This is a genomic window from Xylanivirga thermophila, assembly GCF_004138105.1.
GTDB classification, from domain to species: domain Bacteria; phylum Bacillota; class Clostridia; order Caldicoprobacterales; family Xylanivirgaceae; genus Xylanivirga; species Xylanivirga thermophila.
Genome location: NZ_RXHQ01000001.1, coordinates 42,677 through 63,345 on the forward strand (window position 1 = coordinate 42,677; position 20,669 = coordinate 63,345).

A 20,669-nucleotide genomic window follows, 5' to 3' on the forward strand; every position below is an offset into this window, starting at 1 on the left:
AAATATTAATATTATTACAAAATGATATAAAATTTATTTCATTTTGTAATGTCATTTTAACATATCTGTAACATCTTTTCATTATATAATTTATGGAATTTAAGTTACTTTATTGTTTTGAAATTACGAATTGAAGTTAGGTTATAATATAATTGAAATCAGTCAAGAGATATGGTAAAGTCAAAAGTATAAATAATAAGTAAACGAATTGGAGAGTTACTGATGCGAGATAATAAAATATTAATGGTAATAGACGGAAACAGCCTTATGCATAGGGCTTTTTATGCAATCCCTCCCCTTAGTACAAAAAAGGGTATATATACAAATGCGGTATATGGATTTATGAATATGCTATTTAAGCTTATAGAAGAATATCATCCTGAATACATCGGGGTGGCCTTTGATAGGAAGGCGCCTACATTTAGACATAAGGAGTACAAGGAATACAAAGGCACTAGACAAAAAACGCCTGAAATACTAGTACCCCAATTTGATACATTAAAAAAGCTCCTATCAGCTATGAATATAGCCATATATGAACGGGACGGCTATGAAGCGGATGATATTCTAGGTACGTTTGCCCGCATAGCTGGGGAAAAGGGCATGAAGGCATATTTAGTTACTGGGGATCGTGATGCTTTGCAGCTTATAGATGAAAATGTAAATGTGCTTATGACTAAGAAAGGGATAACGGATATAAGGATATATGATGAAAAGGCTTTACATGAGGACTATGGCATTACCCCTGCACAGGTAATAGAGATGAAATCCCTTATGGGGGATAGCTCTGACAATATCCCCGGTGTACCTGGGGTGGGGAAAAAGACTGCATTTAAACTTATAAATAAGTACGGTACTTTAGAGAATGTATACGCGCATATAGACGAGATATCTGGGAAAAAGCTCAAAGAGAATTTAGAAAAATACAAGGCTCAGGCATTTTTGAGTAAAAGACTTGCTACCATAATCAAGGATGCACCGGTTGATATAAGTATTGCTGATTGCTGCTATGATATTCCAAACTCTTTAGAGTTAAAGGAACTGCTAATGGAATTAGAATTTAGCAGTATATTAAGTAGGTTGGATTTTGATATGAAATCGGAAAGTGAAAAGCCGGATATAAAGCGCCCTAAAACTGTTATAAATATAGAAGATGCTAGCTCACTTAAAGATGTATTGTCTTCTATTAAGGCGGGAGATACGATAGCACTCCTTGTTGAGGATGATGGGTTGAGCATCGCAAGTAATAAAGATAGGGTATATATGGTACCTATAACGCATAATCTCATAGACATGGGGCTTAACTATAATGAGGTAATGGATATTTTAAAATCAATTTTAGAAGATAGGGATGTAAAGAAGATAACCCATGATGCAAAAAAATTAATGGTAAAACTTTCTAAGGAAGGTATTTGTCTTGATGGAGTATATTTTGATACATTTATAGCGGCATATCTAATAGAATCTACCAAGGAGAAATATGATATGGCCCAGCTTATGTATGACTATACAGGATTGAATATAGATAGGGTTGATGCCTCGGATATACTTATTCTATATACCGCTATGAAGCATATCCTAAAGGAACATGATATGTTCACGCTCTATGAACAGGTGGAACACCCACTGATTACCGTGCTTGCACAAATGGAAATAGAGGGCTTTAAGGTGGATAAAAATATATTAAGGGAACTTGATAAGGAGTTTACAGAAAGTTTAAATACTTTGACGTCGGAAATATATGATCTGGCGGGAGAAGAGTTTAATATAAATTCACCAAAACAGCTAGGCGTAATACTGTTTGAAAAATTAGATCTGCCTGTTATAAAACGTACCAAGACGGGATATTCTACCAACATAGAAGTTTTAGAGCAATTGCAGGGACAGCATCCCATTATAGATAAGGTAATGGACTATAGGCAGATAATGAAGTTAAAATCTACCTATGTGGACGGACTATTGGCTGTAATAGATCCTGAAGATGGCAGGATACATTCCAGCTTTAACCAGACAGTAACGGCTACAGGCAGGATAAGCAGTACCGAACCAAATCTTCAAAATATTCCGGTCAAGGTAGAGCTTGGAAGGCAAATACGGCGGGTATTTGTAGCGAGCAGTGATGATCATGTGCTTTTAGATGCGGATTATTCTCAGATAGAACTTAGGGTGCTTGCCCATATATCAGAAGATCCTACTTTTATTGAGGCATTTAAAAACAATCAGGATATACATGCCAGAACCGCTTCTGAGATATTCAATGTATCTATTGACGAAGTAACACCTGAGCAAAGGGGTAGCGCTAAAGCAGTAAACTTTGGAATAGTATATGGTATAAGCGATTTTGGCCTGGCTAGAAATCTAAATATAAGCAGAAATCAGGCAAAGACTTATATAGAAAGTTATTTTGCTAGGTATCCAATGGTAAAGGAATACATGGATAATGTAGTTCATGAAGCCAAGTTAAAAGGATATGTTACCACGCTTATGGGAAGGAGAAGGAATCTTCCTGAGCTAAATTCAAGAAATTTCAATATTCGGTCATTTGGTGAGCGGGTAGCCATGAATACACCTATACAAGGGACTGCTGCCGATATAATAAAGGTGGCTATGAACCGGGTATTCTATGAGTTAAAAAAAAGACAGTTGAAATCTAAACTCATACTTCAGGTACATGATGAGCTTATAGTAGATACCCACAAGTCTGAATTGGATGAAGTTAGGGATATTGTGAAGACGGAGATGCAAAATGCAATGGAACTGAGGGTACCTCTAGTAGTTGATATAGGGGTAGGATATAGCTGGTATGATGCAAAATAGGGGGGCATATAATATGAAGGTAATAGGTCTTACCGGGGGCATTGCCTGTGGCAAGAGCACAGTGTCTTGCATTCTTAAAGAATTAGGTGCTGCTATAATAGATGCTGATGAGATAGCCAGGCAGATAATAAAGCCTGGTAGACCGGCACTTGGGAGTATTATAGATACCTTTGGGGATGAGTACCTAAGGATAGATGGAGGGCTTGATAGAAAAAAATTAGGAGATCTAGTTTTTAGTCAGCCTGAAGCTCTTAAGCTTTTAAACTCAATAGTACATCCGGCTATAGTAGAAGAGATAAAAAATACTATCATAAGACTAAAAGGATGCACTAAATACAAGGCTATAGTGGTGGACGCAGCCCTTTTGATAGAAACTGGATTAACTGAGCTAGTAGATGAGGTATGGGTAGTTTCTGTACCATATGACATACAACTTTCAAGGCTTAAAAAGAGGAATAATTTAACATTCAAAGAGGCTAGAGATAGAATTGAAAGTCAGATGGCTGATAGTGAGAGGCTTAAGTATACAGATAAGATAATAGATAATTCCAAAAGTATGGAAGATACAAGGGAACAGGTATTAAAATTATGGCATGAGAGTATCTTATAGGTTTGGGGGGAATAAATGAGACATGCAGAAGGTATTGAGGATGATTAAATATATATTACTTTTTACTACGCTGGCATTGATATGCATCTATGCCGTGTATAATTCTTCCTGGTTTCAGAGAAAAATATATCCTTTAAATTATAAGGATTATATAGTAAAATATTCAGAGGAGTATGAATTAGATCCCTATCTAGTTATGTCCGTAATATGGGCTGAAAGTCGGTTTGAGCCTTCTGCTACTTCCCACAAAGGGGCAGCGGGTCTTATGCAGCTTATGCCGGATACGGCAAAATGGGCAGCAAAAAAAATGGGGATGAAAGATTATAGTGATGAAATTATCTATCAGCCTGAAGTTAATATACGTCTAGGATGCTGGTATTTAAATAACCTCTCTAGACAATTTGATGGCAATGTAGAGTTGATGCTGGCGGCATATAATGGCGGGAGCGGGAATGTAAGAAAATGGCTTGGCAACAAACAATTTAGTGCTGATGGACAAAAATTGGATAATATACCCTTTGAAGAGACTAAAAATTATGTGTCAAAGGTATTGAATGTGTATAATAGATATAAAAAATTGTACAGGATTTAGGAGAGAAGGATATGGGAAAAAGGCTTTTAATGCTTTTTATGGCTATATATATGGCAGTATTGCCCGGTTGTGTAGCAAAAACTATAAGCGTAGAAGAACAGCAGCCTCTTTTGGAGCAGTCCAATAAGAATAAAAGTGAACAAGCGGAAGAAACTGTACCTAAAAAAGGTGGAACGCTTACTATACCACTAGTCCAGCCAGATGTATTTAACCCCCTTATGACAAAATCAAAGGATATGGTAAACTTCCTTGGACTTATATTCGAAGGGGTAATGAGGTATGACCAGAATCAAAAGCCGCAGCCATGCCTTGCAGAAAGCTATGAGGTATCTGAAGATGGCACCATATGGACATTTCATCTTCGTAAGGGTGTAAAATGGCATGATGGCACGCCCTTTACAAGTCAGGATGTAAAGTTTACATTTGATATTTTGAGATCGGGTACATTAAATAGCTTTTATCAAAATGGAATATATGCAAATACTTATATACAGGATCTTGTACCTAAAGATGACTACACTATATGTTTGAATTTGAATTTTCCTATTAGCAATGCACTTGATATAATGACTTTCCCAGTAATTCCAAAAGCAGTATATGAATCTGTATTGCCAGGCGCAGGTATAGAGAATATAGTTCCAATAGGTACGGGAAAATATAAGATGGAATCGACCATTTCAATTGAAGATGGGGAGATACGACTTGTAAGGAACAATGACTGGTGGGGCAAATCGCCATTTATAGATACTATCCTGGTAAGGATTTATGAGGATAATGACAAGGCTAGGGCGGCTTTTCAGACAGGAAGCATAGATTTGGTGGATACAGAGGTGGTTTTCACAAATATATATGAACAAGAACCAGATGTAAGACTTTATAGATATCTTACATCTAAGTATGATTTTTTAGCATTTAACTTAAGAAGTCCTTTATTCAGCGATGCAAAGGTGAGAAAGGCTCTTGCATATGCCATAGATCGCAAGGAAATAATGTCCATGGTTTTTTTGAATAATGGTCAGGCGGTAGACGTGCCTATTAATCCTAGTTCATGGTTATACGATAGTAGCTATAGGATCTATGACTATGATCCGGAGAAGGCAGTTTTTATGCTGAAAGAAGCTGGCTGGAGTGATAGTGATGGCGATGGGATACTGGATAAGGATATTGGAGGGGAAAAGGTAAATTTTAAATTTACCATAAAAACAAACGAAGATAATGATGAGCGGAGAGAAACTGCCCTTCTTATAAAGAGACAACTAGGAGAGATTGGTATACAGGTGGATGTAGAGCCTGTTCCTTGGCAGGAGATACAGGGAGATCATATACCTAAAGGATCTTTTGACGCCATACTTATGGGATATTATCTATCGGTATTTCCAGATTTGGAGTTTATACTCCATTCAAGTGGTGAGCAAAATTTTATAAAGTATACCCATCCTGAACTCGATGGTCTTATATTCCAATCAAAGACAATATATAATGAAGAAGAGCTAAAGGATGCATATAGGCAAATGCAAAAGCTTATAAGCATTGAAATGCCCATTATGAGTCTATATTTTCGTACAGCTTGTTTAGTTACTAAGGACAAGATAGGTGGAATAGGAATTCCAAGGGAATTAGATATATATGGGGGCATCGAAGAATGGTATATTAAGAGATAAAAGTTTTTTTGAAAAAGGCTTGACAATAGAATATCTGCTATGTATAATATGATTTGTGACCAAAAAATGCGGAAGTGGTGGAATCGGCAGACACGCTACTTTGAGGGGGTAGTGAACGATAGTTCATAGGGGTTCAAGTCCCCTCTTCCGCACCACTAAAAAGTCAGGGAATTTTATTCTCTGACTTTTTTTGTACCTGGAAAAAATTTTATGCCGGTGCATATATGTTGTAGTCTATGGGGAAGTATATAAGTATTAAATTAAGTTTTACTTTATGGAGGGATATCAACTTGAGTAAGTATATATTTCAAAGAATACCCACCCATGTAGGTGTAATTCCAGACGGCAACAGGAGATGGGCAGAGCGCAACGGCATGTCAAAGGAAAAGGGATATGATTATGGTATAGCTCCGGGATTTAGACTTTATGAAATGTGTATAGAACAGGGCATACAAGAACTTACATTATATGGATTTACGCAGGATAATACAAAGCGCCCTGTTATTCAGCGCAAGGCTTTTCAAAAAGCGTGTGTAGATGCGGTAGGTACTTTGGCCAACAGAGATGCAGATCTATTGGTGGTAGGTAATACTAAGTCTCCGATGTTTCCAAAGGAACTGTTGCCATATACAAAAGAACGGGTAAGATTCGGGAAGGGGCTTATAAAGGTAAATTTTCTTGTGAATTATAGTTGGCAATGGGATTTACATCAAGCCATCTCTGCAATAAACAATGGGCAAGTACTAAAGACGGGTAGAAATATAACTGATCTTATAGGGTCATCACAAATATCCAGGGTGGATCTAATGGTAAGATGGGGTGGAAGACGGCGCCTTAGTGGTTTTTTACCAGTACAGAGCATATACTCTGATTTTTATGTATTAGAGGCCCTTTGGCCTGATTTTAAGGATGTCCATTTTTTAGATGCCCTTAGATGGTATCAGAAGCAGGATATAACCCTTGGTGGTTGATTATATATGAAACGTGCATTGTTTATTTTAATATCAGGACTTGTAACTGGATTATGCAATGGACTCTTTGGCGCTGGGGGAGGTATGGTGGCAGTACCTGCTATGATACATATTTTGGATATGGATGAGCATGAAGCCCATGCTACTGCTTTGGCAGTTATATTTCCCCTCTCCATTATAAGTACTATTATATACTTTAAGAGCCGATTGGTTGCATGGGATATAACATGGAAGGTAGCTTTAGGAAGTACAATAGGCGGTTTTATTGGGGCAAAACTGCTTAAAAAGATTCCTGCCAACATACTAAGAAAGATATTTGCCATATTTATGATTGCAGCAGCTGTAAGGATGATAATATAGATGCTTTTGTTTTTTATAGGACTTGCTTCGGGTGTAATAAGTGGCATGGGGATAGGTGGAGGCACTATTTTAATTCCTACTTTGATTTTCTTAGTCGGTTTAGAACAGCATATGGCCCAGAGTGTGAATTTAATGGCTTTTTTTCCAACGGCTATTATAGCTATTATCATTCATACTAAAAATAAGTATGTAAGATATAAAACGGCTTTTTATATAGTATTAGGTGGTATTGCTGGGGCAATAATAGGTTCAAACATTGCCGTATCTATTTCTGCACAGAGACTTAGACGCTTTTTTGGGATATTTTTACTTGCTATGGGTATATATGAATTTTTTCGTAAGAACTAAAATTAAAAAAATTTCGTAAAATCTTGTATATATATGTTATAATTATATACGCATCTTTATATACTTTAACTCCACCCTATTAGGGCTGGAGTTAAAGTATGTTAGGATAAATATGGGAGTATTAGTATCAAGGAAGGAAGGTGTTTGGATTGAGCACTAGTAGGCTTTCATTTAAAGGTGGAACCCATCCTCCAGATGGGAAAGCCTATACTGCAGCTAAAGCTATAGAGAAGGCGGGAGTACCGGAATTACTCACAATACCATTACAGCAGCATATAGGTACACCTTGTGAGGCAGTGGTAAAAGTAGGCGATAAGGTCAAAATGGGTCAAGTAATAGGAGAGGCAAAGGGATTTGTAAGTGCGCCGATCCATTCAAGTGTATCGGGAACAGTAAAGAGTATCAGTCTGGCTCCCCATCCGGTATCAGGTCAGGCCATGGCTGTTATTATAGAAAACGATGGGCAGGATACTGTATGGGAAGGATTAAAACCGGCTGATATAGAATCAATGTCATCCGATGAGATAAAGAAGTTCATATTGAATTCTGGTATTGTGGGCATGGGTGGTGCTACATTTCCTACCCATGTAAAATTATCTCCGCCTCCAGAAAAAGAGATAGATATGGTCATTTTAAACGGTGCTGAATGTGAACCGTATTTGACTGCAGACCATAGATTGATGTTAGAGCAGCCGGAGGATATAGTATATGGCTTGAGGGCTATAATGAAGGCATTGGGAGTATCAAAAGGATATATAGGTATAGAGGATAACAAACCAGATGCAATAGCATCTATGCAAAAGGCGGTAGAAGGAATTGACGGTATCGAGGTATCAATCCTTAAGACCAAGTATCCACAAGGGGCTGAAAAACAACTTATATATGCCATTACAAAACGACAGGTACCTTCAGCAGGATTACCAATGGATGTGGGTGTAGTTGTTAACAATGTAGGGACGGCCCATGCAATAGCAAGAGCCATAAAGACCGGCATGCCACTTGTTGAAAGGGTAGTGACGGTATCTGGTAGGGGTGTAGATGAGCCAAAGAATTTATTGGTGCGTATTGGCACTTTATTCTCATATCTAGTGGATCGATGTGGCGGCATAAAAGAAGGAGCGGCCAAAGTAATTTCAGGAGGTCCGATGATGGGATTGGCCCAATATACTTTGGATGTGCCAGTTACAAAAGGGACTTCGGGTATACTGGTATTTACAGAGGAAGAGGCCCAGGTTCCGCCTATGCAGGCTTGCATAAGGTGTGGAAAATGTGTTGAGGTATGTCCTATAAATCTTTTGCCTCTTACCATATCATCATATGCATTGCATGATAGGTTTGAAGAATGTGAGGATCTTCATGCCCTTGATTGTATAGAATGTGGAAGCTGCTCATATATATGTCCTGCCAAACGGCCACTGCTCCCATCTATACGCATGGCGAAACGTGAAATTATAATTGAACGCAAAAAGGGAGCGAATAAATAACTTGTTTAGGGGGTAATTTAATGAGCGATTTTGTGGTGTCATCATCCCCGCACATACGGTCAAATCAGTCGGTAGAGCGAATAATGCTTGATGTTATAATATCACTTTTACCAGCTGGTGTGATGGGGATATACTTTTTTGGAATTAGGGCTTTATGGATTATTTTATTATCGGTTGGCACAGCGGTAGTTGCCGAATGGGCAATGCAAAGGCTTTTAAAAAAGCCAGTTACTATTGGAGATTTAAGTGCAATTGTTACAGGATTACTATTAGCATATAATCTGCCTCCATCCGTGCCGTGGTGGATTCCAGTTATAGGATCTTTTATAGCGATTGCCCTTGTCAAACAGCTATTTGGAGGATTGGGTCAAAATTTTATGAATCCTGCATTGGCTGCTAGGGCAATATTACTGTCTGCATGGCCAGTACAGATGACCTCATGGGTAATTCCAGGAGCTGATGCTATGACGACTGCTACGCCCCTTGCCATATTGAAGGGGGCAGAAGGAATCAAAGGAACGCTACCACAATTTGATCAGGTGCTTATAGGTAATATAGGGGGATGTATTGGTGAAACTTCAGCACTAGCACTCCTTTTGGGGGCTGCATATCTATTTTATAGAGGTGTAATAAACTGGCGGATTCCATTTACCTATATAGGTACGGTAGCTTTTATGACCTGGATGCTAGGAGGCCCGGGGTTATTTCAGGGTAATGGAATATATAATATCTTTGCAGGTGGACTTATTCTGGGGGCTTTTTACATGGCAAATGATTATGTAACCTCACCAGTTACTCCTAAAGGTCAGATTATAATGGGCATAGGTTGTGGAATAATTACGTCTATTATAAGGCTTTATGGCGGATATCCTGAAGGTGTAAGTTATTCTATCCTTGTAATGAATATTGTTACCCCACTTATAGATAAATATACTGTTCCATCTATATTTGGTAAAGTGGAGGTGAGGGCCTGATGAATGATGCATTAAAACTAGGACTTAAGTTACTTGCTATAACTGCTGTAGCAGCATTGGCCCTTGGACTTACTAATATGGCTACCAAGGACCCAATTTTAAATCAAAGGGCACAGGCAGAGCTAGAAAATATGATGGATGTTTTGCCAGGGGCTCAAGAATTTGAGAATATAGATATAAAAAAAGATAGTATTAGCAATGAAAAAGCGACAATACAGGAGATAAACGAGGGCAAGGACAGCAATGCTAATCTGATGGGGTATGCGTTTAAATTAACTACAAAGGGCTTTGGCGGGGAAGTTGAAGTTATAGTAGGTATAGATAAAGATGGCATAGTACAGGGTATAAGAATAGGTAACCATGGCGAAACCCCCGGGCTCGGTGCCAAGGCTGTAGAACCGGCATTTCAAGATCAGTTTAAGGGTAAATCATCGGATAGTGCAATAGATGTAATAAAAGCATCTCCAAAGGATAATGAAATACAGGCAATAACTGGTGCTACCATAACATCCAAGGCTGTAACTAGTGCTGTTAATCTGTCTAGTGAGTATTTTACAAATGAGCTCAAAGATGGGGGTGGACAAAAATGAAGTTATCTAAGGTATTTACAAATGGTATGATAAATGAAAACCCTACCTTTAGATTGGTACTGGGTATGTGTCCTACGCTGGCGGTAACTACGGCAGCGGTAAACGGCATTGGCATGGGATTGGCTACTACGTTTGTATTGGTAGGTTCAAACCTTGTAATATCCCTTTTGAAGGATTTTATTCCTTCAAAAATTCGTATTCCTTCATATATAGTTATAATTGCTACTTTTGTTACTATAATAGGCATGGTTATGGAGGCGTATGTACCTGCACTTTATGATAGCCTTGGTATATTTATACCCCTTATAGTAGTTAACTGTATAATACTGGCTCGAGCAGAGACTTTTGCTTCAAAAAATACACCCCTTCCTTCTATTATGGATGGGTTGGGAGTCGGCATGGGATTTACATTATCCCTTACTTTGCTCGGTTCAATAAGGGAAATATTTGGTGCTGGCACATGGTTTGGCATGAAGGTTATGCCTCAAAATTTTCAGCCAGTGCTCATAATGATATTGCCTGCTGGTGCTTTTATTACACTTGGGCTGCTTCTAGGACTCTTTAACAAAATGATGGCAAAGCCCAGTAAGAAGGGGGATGCATAATATGGGTTATTTCGGCAAGCTTATGTTGCTATTTATAAGCTCTATACTAATAAATAATGTGGTACTAGCCCGTTCTTTAGCAATATGTCCATTCTTAGGTGTATCAAAGCGAGTTAATACGGCACTTGGAATGGGTACGGCAGTTACATTTGTAATAGCCCTTGCATCGGTTATCACATATATTGTATATTATGCCATATTGGTTCCGTTGGGTATTGAGTACATGCAGATTGTAGCTTTTATATTGGTAATAGCGGCACTTGTGCAATTTATAGAGATGGTTATTCAAAAGAGCAGTCCAACCCTTTACAAGGCATTGGGAGTTTATCTGCCCCTTATTACTACAAATTGTGCCGTGCTGGGGACTGCAATTATAAATATACAAGAAGAATATGATCTATTGCAAACCCTTGTGAATGGTGTAGGCATAGGGCTAGGATTTACCTTGGCAATAGTATTATTTGCAGGGATAAGAGAGCGTCAGGAGTTAGCAGATATTCCGGAGCATTTACAGGGATTTCCTATTGCACTTATAACTGCAGGCCTTATGTCCATAGCTTTTATGGGATTCCAAGGACTCATAAAATAGAGGAGGAGAGCGGATGGTAAAGGAAATATTATGGCCTATAGTCAGTTTAGGGGGATTGGGATTTTTATTCGGTGCTGGATTGGCCATTGCAAATAAAAAGTTTGGAGTGGCTTCGGATCCTAAGGTAGATGCTGTAAGAGAAGTATTGCCTGGAGCCAACTGTGGTGCATGCGGATATCCAGGATGTGACGGCTTTGCAAGTGCAGCGGTAAAGGGTGAGGCACCTCCTGATGGTTGTACCGTTGGTGGAGGGCCGGTTGGTCAAAAGGTGGCAGCAATATTAGGCATGGAAGTAGAAGAAAAAGAGCCTACTGTAGCTAGAGTAATGTGCAATGGCGATTGCCAAAGTGCAAAAAATAAATATGAATATGATGGTATACAGGATTGTGTAGCTGCTTCTATGTTGTCCGATGGTCCAAAGTCATGTCGATTTGGCTGTATGGGGCTGGGCAGTTGTGTAAAGGCATGTCCATTTGATGCTATACACGTGATAGATGGTATAGCAGTAGTAGATGAAGAAAAATGTACCTCATGTGGCAAATGCGTAGTGGCGTGTCCTAAGGGCATAATACGAATAGTGCCTAAATCCAACAAGGTGCATGTACTATGTATGTCAAAGGATGCTGGAAAGATTGTACGAACTAATTGTGATGTGGGATGTATAGGGTGTAGGATGTGTACCAAAGTATGTCCTACAGAGGCAATAAAGGTAAATAATAATTTAGCTTCCATAGATTATAGTAAATGTATAAATTGCGGCAAGTGTGCTGAAAAATGTCCAACAAAGGCTATATATATTAAAAGTGAAGCTCAATAAGCTAAAAAAGGCGGTAAACAGGTATTTGTTTACCGCCTTTTTTAGCTTATTGAGCATATATTTTATATTTTGTATATTGACAATTTAATATATAGTATCAAAATTGACAAAATGCAAATGCTAGTTTTTATATTTTGGATATCTATCCTTTATTTTAATCATTTACTTTATACGCATTTAATAATATCATAAAGTTACAAGGCGCGCCAAACAAATTATAATTCATTTAAAAATAGTTTTAATAAAAATGATTTTTAGGAGGGGAAACATCTTATGAAAAAGTTTAAAAAGGTATTATCTATCTTACTTATCTGTATGTTAGTAGCATCATTATCCGTAGGATGCGGCAAGCAGGGTAAGGATTCAAGTTCAGATGCAACAACAGATGGTTCCAATAAGGATGTAACTGATTCTAAAGATAATGCAAGTGTAGATGGTAAAATTACAGATAAACCTGTAAAACTTACCTATTGGTCAGTTATGAGTGAGTATGTAACAGCTAGTGCAGCAACATTAGCAGAGACGGAGCTATATAAGGAATTAAAAAATCGAACAGGTGTAGAGATCGAGTTCTTACATCCTCCAGTGGGTCAGGACAAAGAGCAGTTCAATCTCATGATAGCTTCAGATGAATTACCGGATCTTATAGAATATACGTGGTTAGAGTATCCTGGTGGTCCTGAAAAGGCGCTGGAAGATGGAGTTATCGTTGAATTAAACGATTTGATAGATAAAAATGCCCCAAATCTAAAAAAAATATTAGATTCTGATGAAACTATTGATAAATCAATAAAGACAGACAGTGGTAAATACTACATGTTCCCATTCCTTCGTGGGGATGAGAGTTTGATGGTGTGGTGTGGACCTATAATGAGAAAGGACTGGTTGGACGAACTTGGGCTTGAAGTGCCTACTACTATAGATGAATGGCATACAACCCTTACAGCATTTAAAGAGAAAAAGGGCGCAACTGCTCCCTATTCATTCCTTCCATGGCATTTAACTACTACAGGAAATATAATGAGTGCATTTGGTACATTACCTGGATTCTATCAAGAAAATGGAGAAATAAAATATGGACCAATACAACCTGAATATAAGGATTATCTAGCCGAGATGAGCAAGTGGTATGGAGAAGGCCTATTGGATCCAGATTATTCAGCACAGGACGGCAAGTCTTATGATGCTAAGATTACAGGTGGAAAGACGGGCGCTTTTATAGCTCCTGTAGGCGGCGGTATGGGACGGTATCTCACTATGGCAAAGGATCAGGATCCTAAATTTGATTTAGTAGGTGTTCCTTATCCTACATTGAAAAAGGGTGATAAGCCCATATTTGGACAAAAGGATTTCCCATTGACACCTCAAGGCTTGGTAGCAATAACACCCGCTTGTAAAGAAAAGGAAATTGCAGCTAAATGGCTTGATTATGGTTATAGTGAAGAAGGACATATGCTATTCAACTTTGGTATAGAAGGCGAAAGCTATGAGATGGTGGATAATTATCCAAAATATACAGAGAATATAACCAAAAATCCTGATGGACTATCGTTTGCAGAAGCAATGGCTAAATATGCCCGTGCCTGCTATAATGGACCATTTGTTCAGGATAAGAGATATTTTGAGCAATATACACCATTTGAGTCACAGCTAGAGGCAGTAAAGACATGGTCTGAAGCAGATGACAAGATGAGAATACCTCCTATTACTCCTACTTCTGAAGAAAGTGAAAAGTTGGCTTCCATAATGAACGAGGTAAGTACGTATGTAAGCGAGATGGAACTTAAGTTTATAATGGGCCAGGTTTCATTGAATGATTTTGATAAATATGTAGAAGATGTAAAGAAAATGGGCATAGAGGATGCTATAAAAATTGAAAAGGATGCCCTTGAAAGATTCAATAATAGATAATTTGTGGGGGGTATATACCCCCCTGTTATCTCCTATACTAAAAATCTTATTTAATGGTAAGGAAAGGAGGCCCTATTATAATGGCAGTTAATAATATAGATACTACTACAGTGCATATAAGGGGAAGTTTAAAACAGGAATCATTTTGGCAAAGATGGAAAAAGGAAATAATAAGTCATAAATACCTATATATAATGGCTATACCGGTGTTTCTCTATTATCTTATATTTCACTATTTCCCCATGTATGGTGCTATAATAGCATTTAAGGATTTTTCCCCCGGTAAGGGTATAATGGGCAGTCCCTGGGCGGGAGTTAAACACTTTAAGAATTTCTTTGAAAGTGTATACTTTGGCAGGGTGGTATCAAATACTTTGCTTATAAGTTTGTATTCATTGGTATTTGGATTTCCGGCTCCTATAATTTTGGCATTGCTGATAAACGAGATCTCTAATATGAAATTTAAAAAGACTGTACAAACTATTAGCTATCTGCCACATTTTATTTCCTTGGTAGTTGTATGTGGTATGCTCAAAGAGTTTGTTGCTCGAGATGGTCTTATAACAGATTTGGTAGTGATGCTTGGAGGAGAACGGGATAACCTATTGATGAAGCCAGAATTATTTAGAACCATATATATATCCAGTGGAATTTGGCAGCATATTGGATGGGATTCAATAATATACCTGGCTGCACTAACTGGAATAGATCAAGAATTATATGAAGCTGCATGGATGGATGGCGCGAGTAAATGGAAACAGACACTGCATATTACTCTACCTGGCATTGCTCCAACCATTATAATTTTGTTTATACTGAGAATAGGACAGATAATGAATGTAGGATTTGAAAAGATTATACTGTTGTATAACCCTGCAACAATGGAAACGGCAGATGTTATATCGTCGTTTGTATATAGAAAAGGTTTGTTGGATTTTAGCTATAGTTATAGTGCAGCAGTAGGACTTTTTAATTCAGTTATAAACTTTACATTAGTTATATTGGCTAACTGGATAAGTAAAAAATTCAGTGATGTTAGTTTGTGGTAGGGAGGAGGATTTATATGGCTATAAAAAAGACAAAGGGCGAAAAGATTTTTCAAGTGGTGAATGCGATACTGATGGTCATACTCATTATAATTACATTGTATCCCATATTGTATGTAGCATTTGCATCTTTAAGTAAACCGTCGGAGCTTATTCAGCATCAAGGTATATTATGGAAACCATTGGGTTTTAGTATAGAGGCATATAAGATGGTATTTAAAAATCCAATGATATCTATAGGGTATCAAAATACGCTGTTTTATGTAGTAGTTGGTACTGCCTTTAATATATTGCTTAGTTGTCTAGGTGCATATATACTGTCTCGTAAAGGATTATATATCAAGAAATTCCTTACCGTGTTTATAATATTTACCATGTATTTTGGTGGTGGACTCATACCATTTTATTTATTGGTTAAAAAACTCGGACTCACTAATACAAGATGGGCACTTATAATTCCAAGGGCTATAAATACCTGGAATTTGATAGTTATGAGAACTGCATTTGCAAGTGTACCAGATAGCTTGGAAGAATCAGCAAGAATAGATGGTGCAGAGGATTTCTCAATATTGTTTAAAATAATATTGCCACTAGTTATGCCAACCATAGCAGTAATGGTTTTGTTTTACGCAGTTGCACATTGGAATGGATGGTTTGATGCTATGGTATTCTTAAGAAAAAGAGAATTATATCCTGTTCAGCTTATATTGAGAGAGATACTCATATCCAACGATACTAGCAGCATGATGTTTAATGTTAGTGGTGTAGATAAGGAACCTGTAGGCGAGACTATAAAATATGCAACTATAATAATAACTACTTTGCCCATATTATTTATATATCCATTCCTCCAGAAATATTTTGTAAAGGGCATCATGGTTGGTGCGGTGAAAGGTTGAGTATTTGTGATTGAATAGGCTATATACTTTTGATATAATATTTACTGTAAAGAGTGATTATTATATAAGGGGCAAAGTGCATTGGGGAGATTAAAGATTAAGCATTTTAATAGAAATAGTGTGTTTTTTTCATGGGTTTTATCCTATATTTCAATACTACTTATACCTTTGGTGATAAGTAGTATTGTCTATGTCCAGTCTACCCACATAATAGAAAATGAGATAAATCGGGCCAATAAGGCAATTTTGAGGCAAACACAGCAGGCTATTGATGGGCATTTACAAGATGTACAAAAATTAGCACTGCAGATAGCATTTAATCCTAGAGTACAGGGTTTTATGTATACTAGACCGCCTTTAAAAACATCAAACCGCTATACAGCCAATCAAATTTTTAAGGATTTAAATTCATATAAGCCTGCAAATAGTATGGTAAAAAATATGTATATATATTTTAAGTATTCAGATTTTATAATAGCGGATGTGTCCATATATGAGCCGGGTTTATTCTATGAGGTACATTATGACAATGATGATATTACGTATCAAGAATGGCATAAAATCTTAAACGATAAATATGATGGTAACTTTATACCAAATCTTTTTATTAAATCACCATCTTCTAAGCAAATAACGTATGTAAAATCTCTTCCTATGGGCAAGATGGGGGATATGTTGGCTAATATCATTATAGATCTAGACAGTAGCCGATTTGAGGGTATCGTTAGAAATATAAAGTGGCTGGACAAAAGTGCGGTATGTGTAATAGACAATCAAAATGAGATGATATCGTCTGTAAATTATCCTGAAACACCCCTTACAATTTCGTATGATGCCCTGGAAGGGGAGGAAGGGCTTATATATAGCACCATGGCAAATGAAAAGGTGGTAATATCCTATATCTCATCCAATGCTACTGATTGGAAATATATCTCAATAACTCCTGTAAGTATATTTATGGAGAAGGCAAAATATATCAAAAGGTTAACCATAATTAGCCTTATTCTATCTGTGATGATAGGAGGCATAGTAGCTTATTTTTTATCCAAAAAAAACTACGATCCTTTGGCCCAGATTATAGGGGTATTAGGAAGCAAATTGGGCTTGACGTTGGATACTGAATATAATGAGTATAATTTTATAAACCAGGCAATATCAGATACACTTAATGAAAATCAGCTGATGAGTGAAAGGCTGGAAAATCAGCAGGACATAATAAAAAACAATTTTTTGGTAAAATTGCTAAAAGGTCAAGTGGAAGATATGTCCTCATCCCTTGATATATATTTCCCTTTTGATAATTTTATGGTTGTATTAATATATATAGATCATTTTGATGAACTGTTCAGCGATAAGGATATGAATGATATGGACAGCCTAAAATTAGTGAAATTTATAATCAAAAATGTCATAAAGGAACAGCTGGATAAGCGATATAGTTCATATGTAGCGGAAATAGATGATCTTATGGCTTGTATTGTCAATATAGATGGAATGGATGAAAAAATAGAATCTGATACGGTGCTTGATATTATATCTGAAAGCAAGGAATTTATACAGAATAATTTCAAAATATATTATACCGCTGCTTTAAGTGATATGGTGGATTCTGTAGATAATCTGCCGATAGCTTATCAACAGGCATTGGATACTATGGAGTACAAGCTTATATTAGGAGAAGGGGAAATAATAAACTATAGTGATATAAAAACCTCAAAACCGGTATATTATTATCCCCTTCAGGATGAACAAAAGCTTATGAATTATATAAAAAGCGGTAATTTTGGGGAATCTAGAGAAGTTTTAAATGAGGTGTTTGGGAAATTTTTAGATATGACACCTGAAAGCCATTGTGTCACTGTTGATATGGTAAAATGCTTAGAATTTGATCTTATAAGTACCATGATAAAAACGCTGGAGTGTCAGGAAGATTATGAATTTTTGCAAAGACTAAATCCGATTGAACGGATTATGGAATGCAATACTGCCGTTGAGATGAAATATCAGATGAATTATATACTGAAAGAAATTTGTGAGTACAATGGCGAAAAAAATAACGATATAAAGTATAGATTTAAGGATGATATAGTAGACTATGTTGAAAAATATTACAATGATACGGATTTAAATGTATCCAAAGTAGGAGAGGTCTTTGGTATGACTCCCGCCTATATATCAAAACTCTTTAAAGATGAAACGGGAGAAGGTCTTTTAGACTATATAAACAAAGTACGGATAGGGAAGGCAAAGGCTATTTTGAGGGAAGGGGACATGACTATAGAATCTGTAGCGCAGATGGTAGGATTTTATAACAGCAGTACATTTATAAGGACATTTAAGAAATATGAAGGCATTACTCCCGGGAAATATAGGGATGTAGTGAAGTCTTGATATTGAAAGGGCTGGTGAAATGAGTAACAATCATATAGATTATTACGGCAGCTTTAATGTAGATATGCCAAGTAAGGTAGAGGTAGATGGGCCTTTTTACTGGAAGGCAGTATATGTGGTAGGTGAAGGTGGTTTCAAAAAAAGCGGGAGCCTAAAGATTGTATTTCCGCCATATCAACATGAAACAAAGCGGGAATATGTGCAGATATATGATTATTGGAGCCCATGTTTTGCTTGGGCTGTATGCGATGGGGAAAAAAAGGCAGTAGAAGTAACGATCGAAAAGATAGATACTGCCTTTTTGCATGTAAAAAACTGGCCGGATAGCAATCGCATATTAAGGATAACGGCAAAGGCTGATTTAAAAAAGGGAGAGCGTATATATATAAACTATGGAGGTATAGATAGGCCATGGATAAAAGGTGCAGCTCCCGCCACCAGGGTAGGAACCATGTCTCATAAAACAGATGGCACATTTCTAAAATACAAAGTGAAAGTGGACGTAGATGGAAGCGGACGATTTATAGAACTAAATGGTTTTCCGCCTGTAGAGATTACACCTGGGCGGGCGGAAAGTATATCTATTGTAGCCCCTGGGATAGTAAACGTAGGAGAAGAGTTTAAAATAAGGCTGGTGGTAAAGGATAGGTTTAATAATCCCATATTTGATTACCATTTGGATGATCCAAAGCTTGTAATACGGAATATGAAAAACGGCAAGATTGCAGGGATGGCACATATTAGCGATAATTTAACATATAGGGCATGTATAGGTGAAGAGGGTCCTTATGAGATAACTATAGATAAAGATATGGATCTTCATAAGGAGAAGGCAGCAGTTCTATGTAAAAATATAGCATATAAGATTTTTTGGGGTGATCTACATTCCCACTCCAATCTATCGCCGAATATAAGGGATAATGATGGAGGAACAGATACCAATTCTTGTTATGAATATGCAAAAGAGGTATCCTGTATTGATTTTGTGTGTATTCCAGAGCAAACCTTTAGATTTGATGATGATCCTGCCTTAAATATAACACGGGAAACATGGCATTCCATTGGCAGATTTGCAGACCAAAACTATAATCCCGGAAAATTTGTTACATTTCCGGGATTTGAGCTCCATAGCAAGCGTGGTGATACGGTAGTACTTTTTTCTTCATCTCTTTTGAATGTCCCATACCCTGAGAAATGGGTGGGTGATGTTTCACAGGTTTGGGATTTTTATGGTAATAGTGGCTATATGACAATACCCCATCTCCATAGATATTGTGGCGGGAGGATGAAAAAAGATCAGCAGGAGATGAAATTTGGCGGTTTTAGATTTGAAAACTGGGATAGGAAAAATGAATATACTGAACGACTAGTAGAGATATTTTCATCCCAGTGGGGAAGATTTGAAGATAATGAGCATCCCATGCTTTTAAAGGCAAGATCCAATGTAGAGGGAAATACCACCACTGCTTTTTTAAATAGGGGGAGGCTATGGGGCTTTACATCTAGCAGTGATGATCATGATGGAAGACCGGGATATGGTGGCGTTACCGGTGTATATGCAAAGGCGCTTACAAGGGAGGATATATTTTCAGGACTATACAATCGTAGGTGCATAGCATCTACCAATCCCCGTATCATTATATGCTATTTTATAAATGACCATATGATGGGTGATATAGTAACCTTTGATGAAAATTATAGTGTGTTTAGATGCGTTGAGGTTACTGTGGTATCCCCCCAAGATATTGAAACTATAGAGATAATAAGGAATGGAGAGGTAATATATTCAAAATCCATTAATGGAATGATAGCGGAGAAGGAATTTAAGGATAAAGATGTATTAGATGAAAATACGTATTATTATGTACGGGTAAAGCTTAGAAATGGCCATATGGCATGGGCAAGTCCCATATGGTTTTTAAGGAAGTAGCATTAGATAGGGGATTTATGCAAATATTTTACCATTTGCATGAATCCCCTATCTAATATAGAATAAGAGACAAA

General features: G+C 37.2%; 18 protein-coding genes and 1 tRNA gene. All 19 read left to right on the forward strand.

Annotated features, from left to right (window positions below; genetic code table 11):
- Window positions 1–222 precede the first annotated feature (222 nt).
- On the forward strand, window positions 223–2,817 hold the full coding sequence (gene polA, locus EJN67_RS00195; protein ID WP_129721279.1) for a DNA polymerase I: 2,595 nt from the start codon (window positions 223–225) through the stop codon (window positions 2,815–2,817).
- 13 nt (window positions 2,818–2,830) lie between these two features.
- Complete coding sequence (coaE, locus tag EJN67_RS00200; RefSeq protein ID WP_243641183.1) at window positions 2,831–3,427, forward strand: dephospho-CoA kinase; 597 nt, start codon at window positions 2,831–2,833, stop codon at window positions 3,425–3,427.
- A gap of 22 nt (window positions 3,428–3,449) precedes the next feature.
- Complete coding sequence (locus tag EJN67_RS00205; protein WP_129721280.1) at window positions 3,450–4,019, forward strand: lytic transglycosylase domain-containing protein; 570 nt, start codon at window positions 3,450–3,452, stop codon at window positions 4,017–4,019.
- An 11-nt stretch (window positions 4,020–4,030) separates the two neighbouring features.
- Window positions 4,031–5,680 (forward strand): ABC transporter substrate-binding protein, encoded by a 1,650-nt coding sequence (locus tag EJN67_RS00210; protein ID WP_129721281.1) that lies wholly within the window; start codon window positions 4,031–4,033, stop codon window positions 5,678–5,680.
- 68 nt (window positions 5,681–5,748) lie between these two features.
- A tRNA-Leu gene (locus tag EJN67_RS00215) sits at window positions 5,749–5,835 on the forward strand.
- Between the two features lie 135 nt (window positions 5,836–5,970).
- The gene (locus tag EJN67_RS00220) at window positions 5,971–6,651 is read left to right on the forward strand and encodes an undecaprenyl diphosphate synthase family protein (RefSeq protein ID WP_243641184.1); all 681 of its coding nucleotides are present in this window, start codon (window positions 5,971–5,973) and stop codon (window positions 6,649–6,651) included.
- Window positions 6,652–6,657: 6 nt separating this feature from the next.
- A complete protein-coding gene (locus EJN67_RS00225) occupies window positions 6,658–7,011 on the forward strand; it encodes a sulfite exporter TauE/SafE family protein (protein WP_129721283.1) in 354 nt (117 codons plus the stop codon).
- A complete protein-coding gene (locus EJN67_RS00230; protein WP_129721284.1) occupies window positions 7,012–7,359 on the forward strand; it encodes a sulfite exporter TauE/SafE family protein in 348 nt (115 codons plus the stop codon).
- Between the two features lie 149 nt (window positions 7,360–7,508).
- Window positions 7,509–8,843 carry an electron transport complex subunit RsxC gene (gene rsxC, locus EJN67_RS00235; RefSeq protein WP_129721285.1) on the forward strand — a complete coding sequence of 445 codons (1,335 nt, stop codon included), beginning with the start codon at window positions 7,509–7,511 and terminating at the stop codon, window positions 8,841–8,843.
- A 20-nt stretch (window positions 8,844–8,863) separates the two neighbouring features.
- Window positions 8,864–9,817 (forward strand): RnfABCDGE type electron transport complex subunit D, encoded by a 954-nt coding sequence (locus tag EJN67_RS00240; protein WP_129721286.1) that lies wholly within the window; start codon window positions 8,864–8,866, stop codon window positions 9,815–9,817.
- On the forward strand, window positions 9,817–10,407 hold the full coding sequence (locus EJN67_RS00245; RefSeq protein WP_129721287.1) for an RnfABCDGE type electron transport complex subunit G: 591 nt from the start codon (window positions 9,817–9,819) through the stop codon (window positions 10,405–10,407). Before EJN67_RS00240 ends, EJN67_RS00245 begins: the two co-directional genes overlap by 1 nt.
- Window positions 10,404–11,012, forward strand: a complete 609-nt coding sequence (gene rsxE, locus EJN67_RS00250; RefSeq protein WP_129721288.1) for an electron transport complex subunit RsxE — start codon at window positions 10,404–10,406, stop codon at window positions 11,010–11,012. The genes EJN67_RS00245 and rsxE overlap by 4 nt, the downstream gene beginning before the upstream one ends.
- Before the next feature lies 1 nt (window position 11,013).
- On the forward strand, window positions 11,014–11,601 hold the full coding sequence (rsxA, locus tag EJN67_RS00255; RefSeq protein ID WP_129721289.1) for an electron transport complex subunit RsxA: 588 nt from the start codon (window positions 11,014–11,016) through the stop codon (window positions 11,599–11,601).
- Window positions 11,602–11,614: 13 nt separating this feature from the next.
- Entirely contained in the window at window positions 11,615–12,418 is an 804-nt protein-coding gene (gene rnfB / locus EJN67_RS00260; protein WP_129721290.1) for an RnfABCDGE type electron transport complex subunit B, read from the forward strand.
- A gap of 273 nt (window positions 12,419–12,691) precedes the next feature.
- A complete protein-coding gene (locus EJN67_RS00265; RefSeq protein ID WP_129721291.1) occupies window positions 12,692–14,329 on the forward strand; it encodes an extracellular solute-binding protein in 1,638 nt (545 codons plus the stop codon).
- 80 nt (window positions 14,330–14,409) lie between these two features.
- A complete protein-coding gene (locus tag EJN67_RS00270; protein WP_129721292.1) occupies window positions 14,410–15,378 on the forward strand; it encodes an ABC transporter permease in 969 nt (322 codons plus the stop codon).
- Window positions 15,379–15,392: 14 nt separating this feature from the next.
- The gene (locus EJN67_RS00275) at window positions 15,393–16,274 is read left to right on the forward strand and encodes a carbohydrate ABC transporter permease (protein WP_129721293.1); all 882 of its coding nucleotides are present in this window, start codon (window positions 15,393–15,395) and stop codon (window positions 16,272–16,274) included.
- A gap of 81 nt (window positions 16,275–16,355) precedes the next feature.
- The gene (locus EJN67_RS00280; protein WP_129721294.1) at window positions 16,356–18,665 is read left to right on the forward strand and encodes an AraC family transcriptional regulator; all 2,310 of its coding nucleotides are present in this window, start codon (window positions 16,356–16,358) and stop codon (window positions 18,663–18,665) included.
- 19 nt (window positions 18,666–18,684) lie between these two features.
- The gene (locus EJN67_RS00285) at window positions 18,685–20,595 is read left to right on the forward strand and encodes a hypothetical protein (RefSeq protein WP_129721295.1); all 1,911 of its coding nucleotides are present in this window, start codon (window positions 18,685–18,687) and stop codon (window positions 20,593–20,595) included.
- Window positions 20,596–20,669: the final 74 nt, after the last annotated feature.

Coding starts and splice junctions, on each gene's coding strand:
- polA (WP_129721279.1), top strand. CDS start 223: ATGCGAGATAATAAAATATTAATGGTAATAGACGGAAACAGCCTTATG.
- EJN67_RS00245 (WP_129721287.1), top strand. CDS start 9,817: ATGAATGATGCATTAAAACTAGGACTTAAGTTACTTGCTATAACTGCT.
- EJN67_RS00240 (WP_129721286.1), top strand. CDS start 8,864: ATGAGCGATTTTGTGGTGTCATCATCCCCGCACATACGGTCAAATCAG.
- EJN67_RS00225 (WP_129721283.1), top strand. CDS start 6,658: ATGAAACGTGCATTGTTTATTTTAATATCAGGACTTGTAACTGGATTA.
- EJN67_RS00275 (WP_129721293.1), top strand. CDS start 15,393: ATGGCTATAAAAAAGACAAAGGGCGAAAAGATTTTTCAAGTGGTGAAT.
- EJN67_RS00265 (WP_129721291.1), top strand. CDS start 12,692: ATGAAAAAGTTTAAAAAGGTATTATCTATCTTACTTATCTGTATGTTA.
- coaE (WP_243641183.1), top strand. CDS start 2,831: ATGAAGGTAATAGGTCTTACCGGGGGCATTGCCTGTGGCAAGAGCACA.
- rsxA (WP_129721289.1), top strand. CDS start 11,014: ATGGGTTATTTCGGCAAGCTTATGTTGCTATTTATAAGCTCTATACTA.
- EJN67_RS00270 (WP_129721292.1), top strand. CDS start 14,410: ATGGCAGTTAATAATATAGATACTACTACAGTGCATATAAGGGGAAGT.
- EJN67_RS00205 (WP_129721280.1), top strand. CDS start 3,450: ATGCAGAAGGTATTGAGGATGATTAAATATATATTACTTTTTACTACG.
- rsxE (WP_129721288.1), top strand. CDS start 10,404: ATGAAGTTATCTAAGGTATTTACAAATGGTATGATAAATGAAAACCCT.
- EJN67_RS00285 (WP_129721295.1), top strand. CDS start 18,685: ATGAGTAACAATCATATAGATTATTACGGCAGCTTTAATGTAGATATG.
- rnfB (WP_129721290.1), top strand. CDS start 11,615: ATGGTAAAGGAAATATTATGGCCTATAGTCAGTTTAGGGGGATTGGGA.
- EJN67_RS00230 (WP_129721284.1), top strand. CDS start 7,012: ATGCTTTTGTTTTTTATAGGACTTGCTTCGGGTGTAATAAGTGGCATG.
- EJN67_RS00210 (WP_129721281.1), top strand. CDS start 4,031: ATGGGAAAAAGGCTTTTAATGCTTTTTATGGCTATATATATGGCAGTA.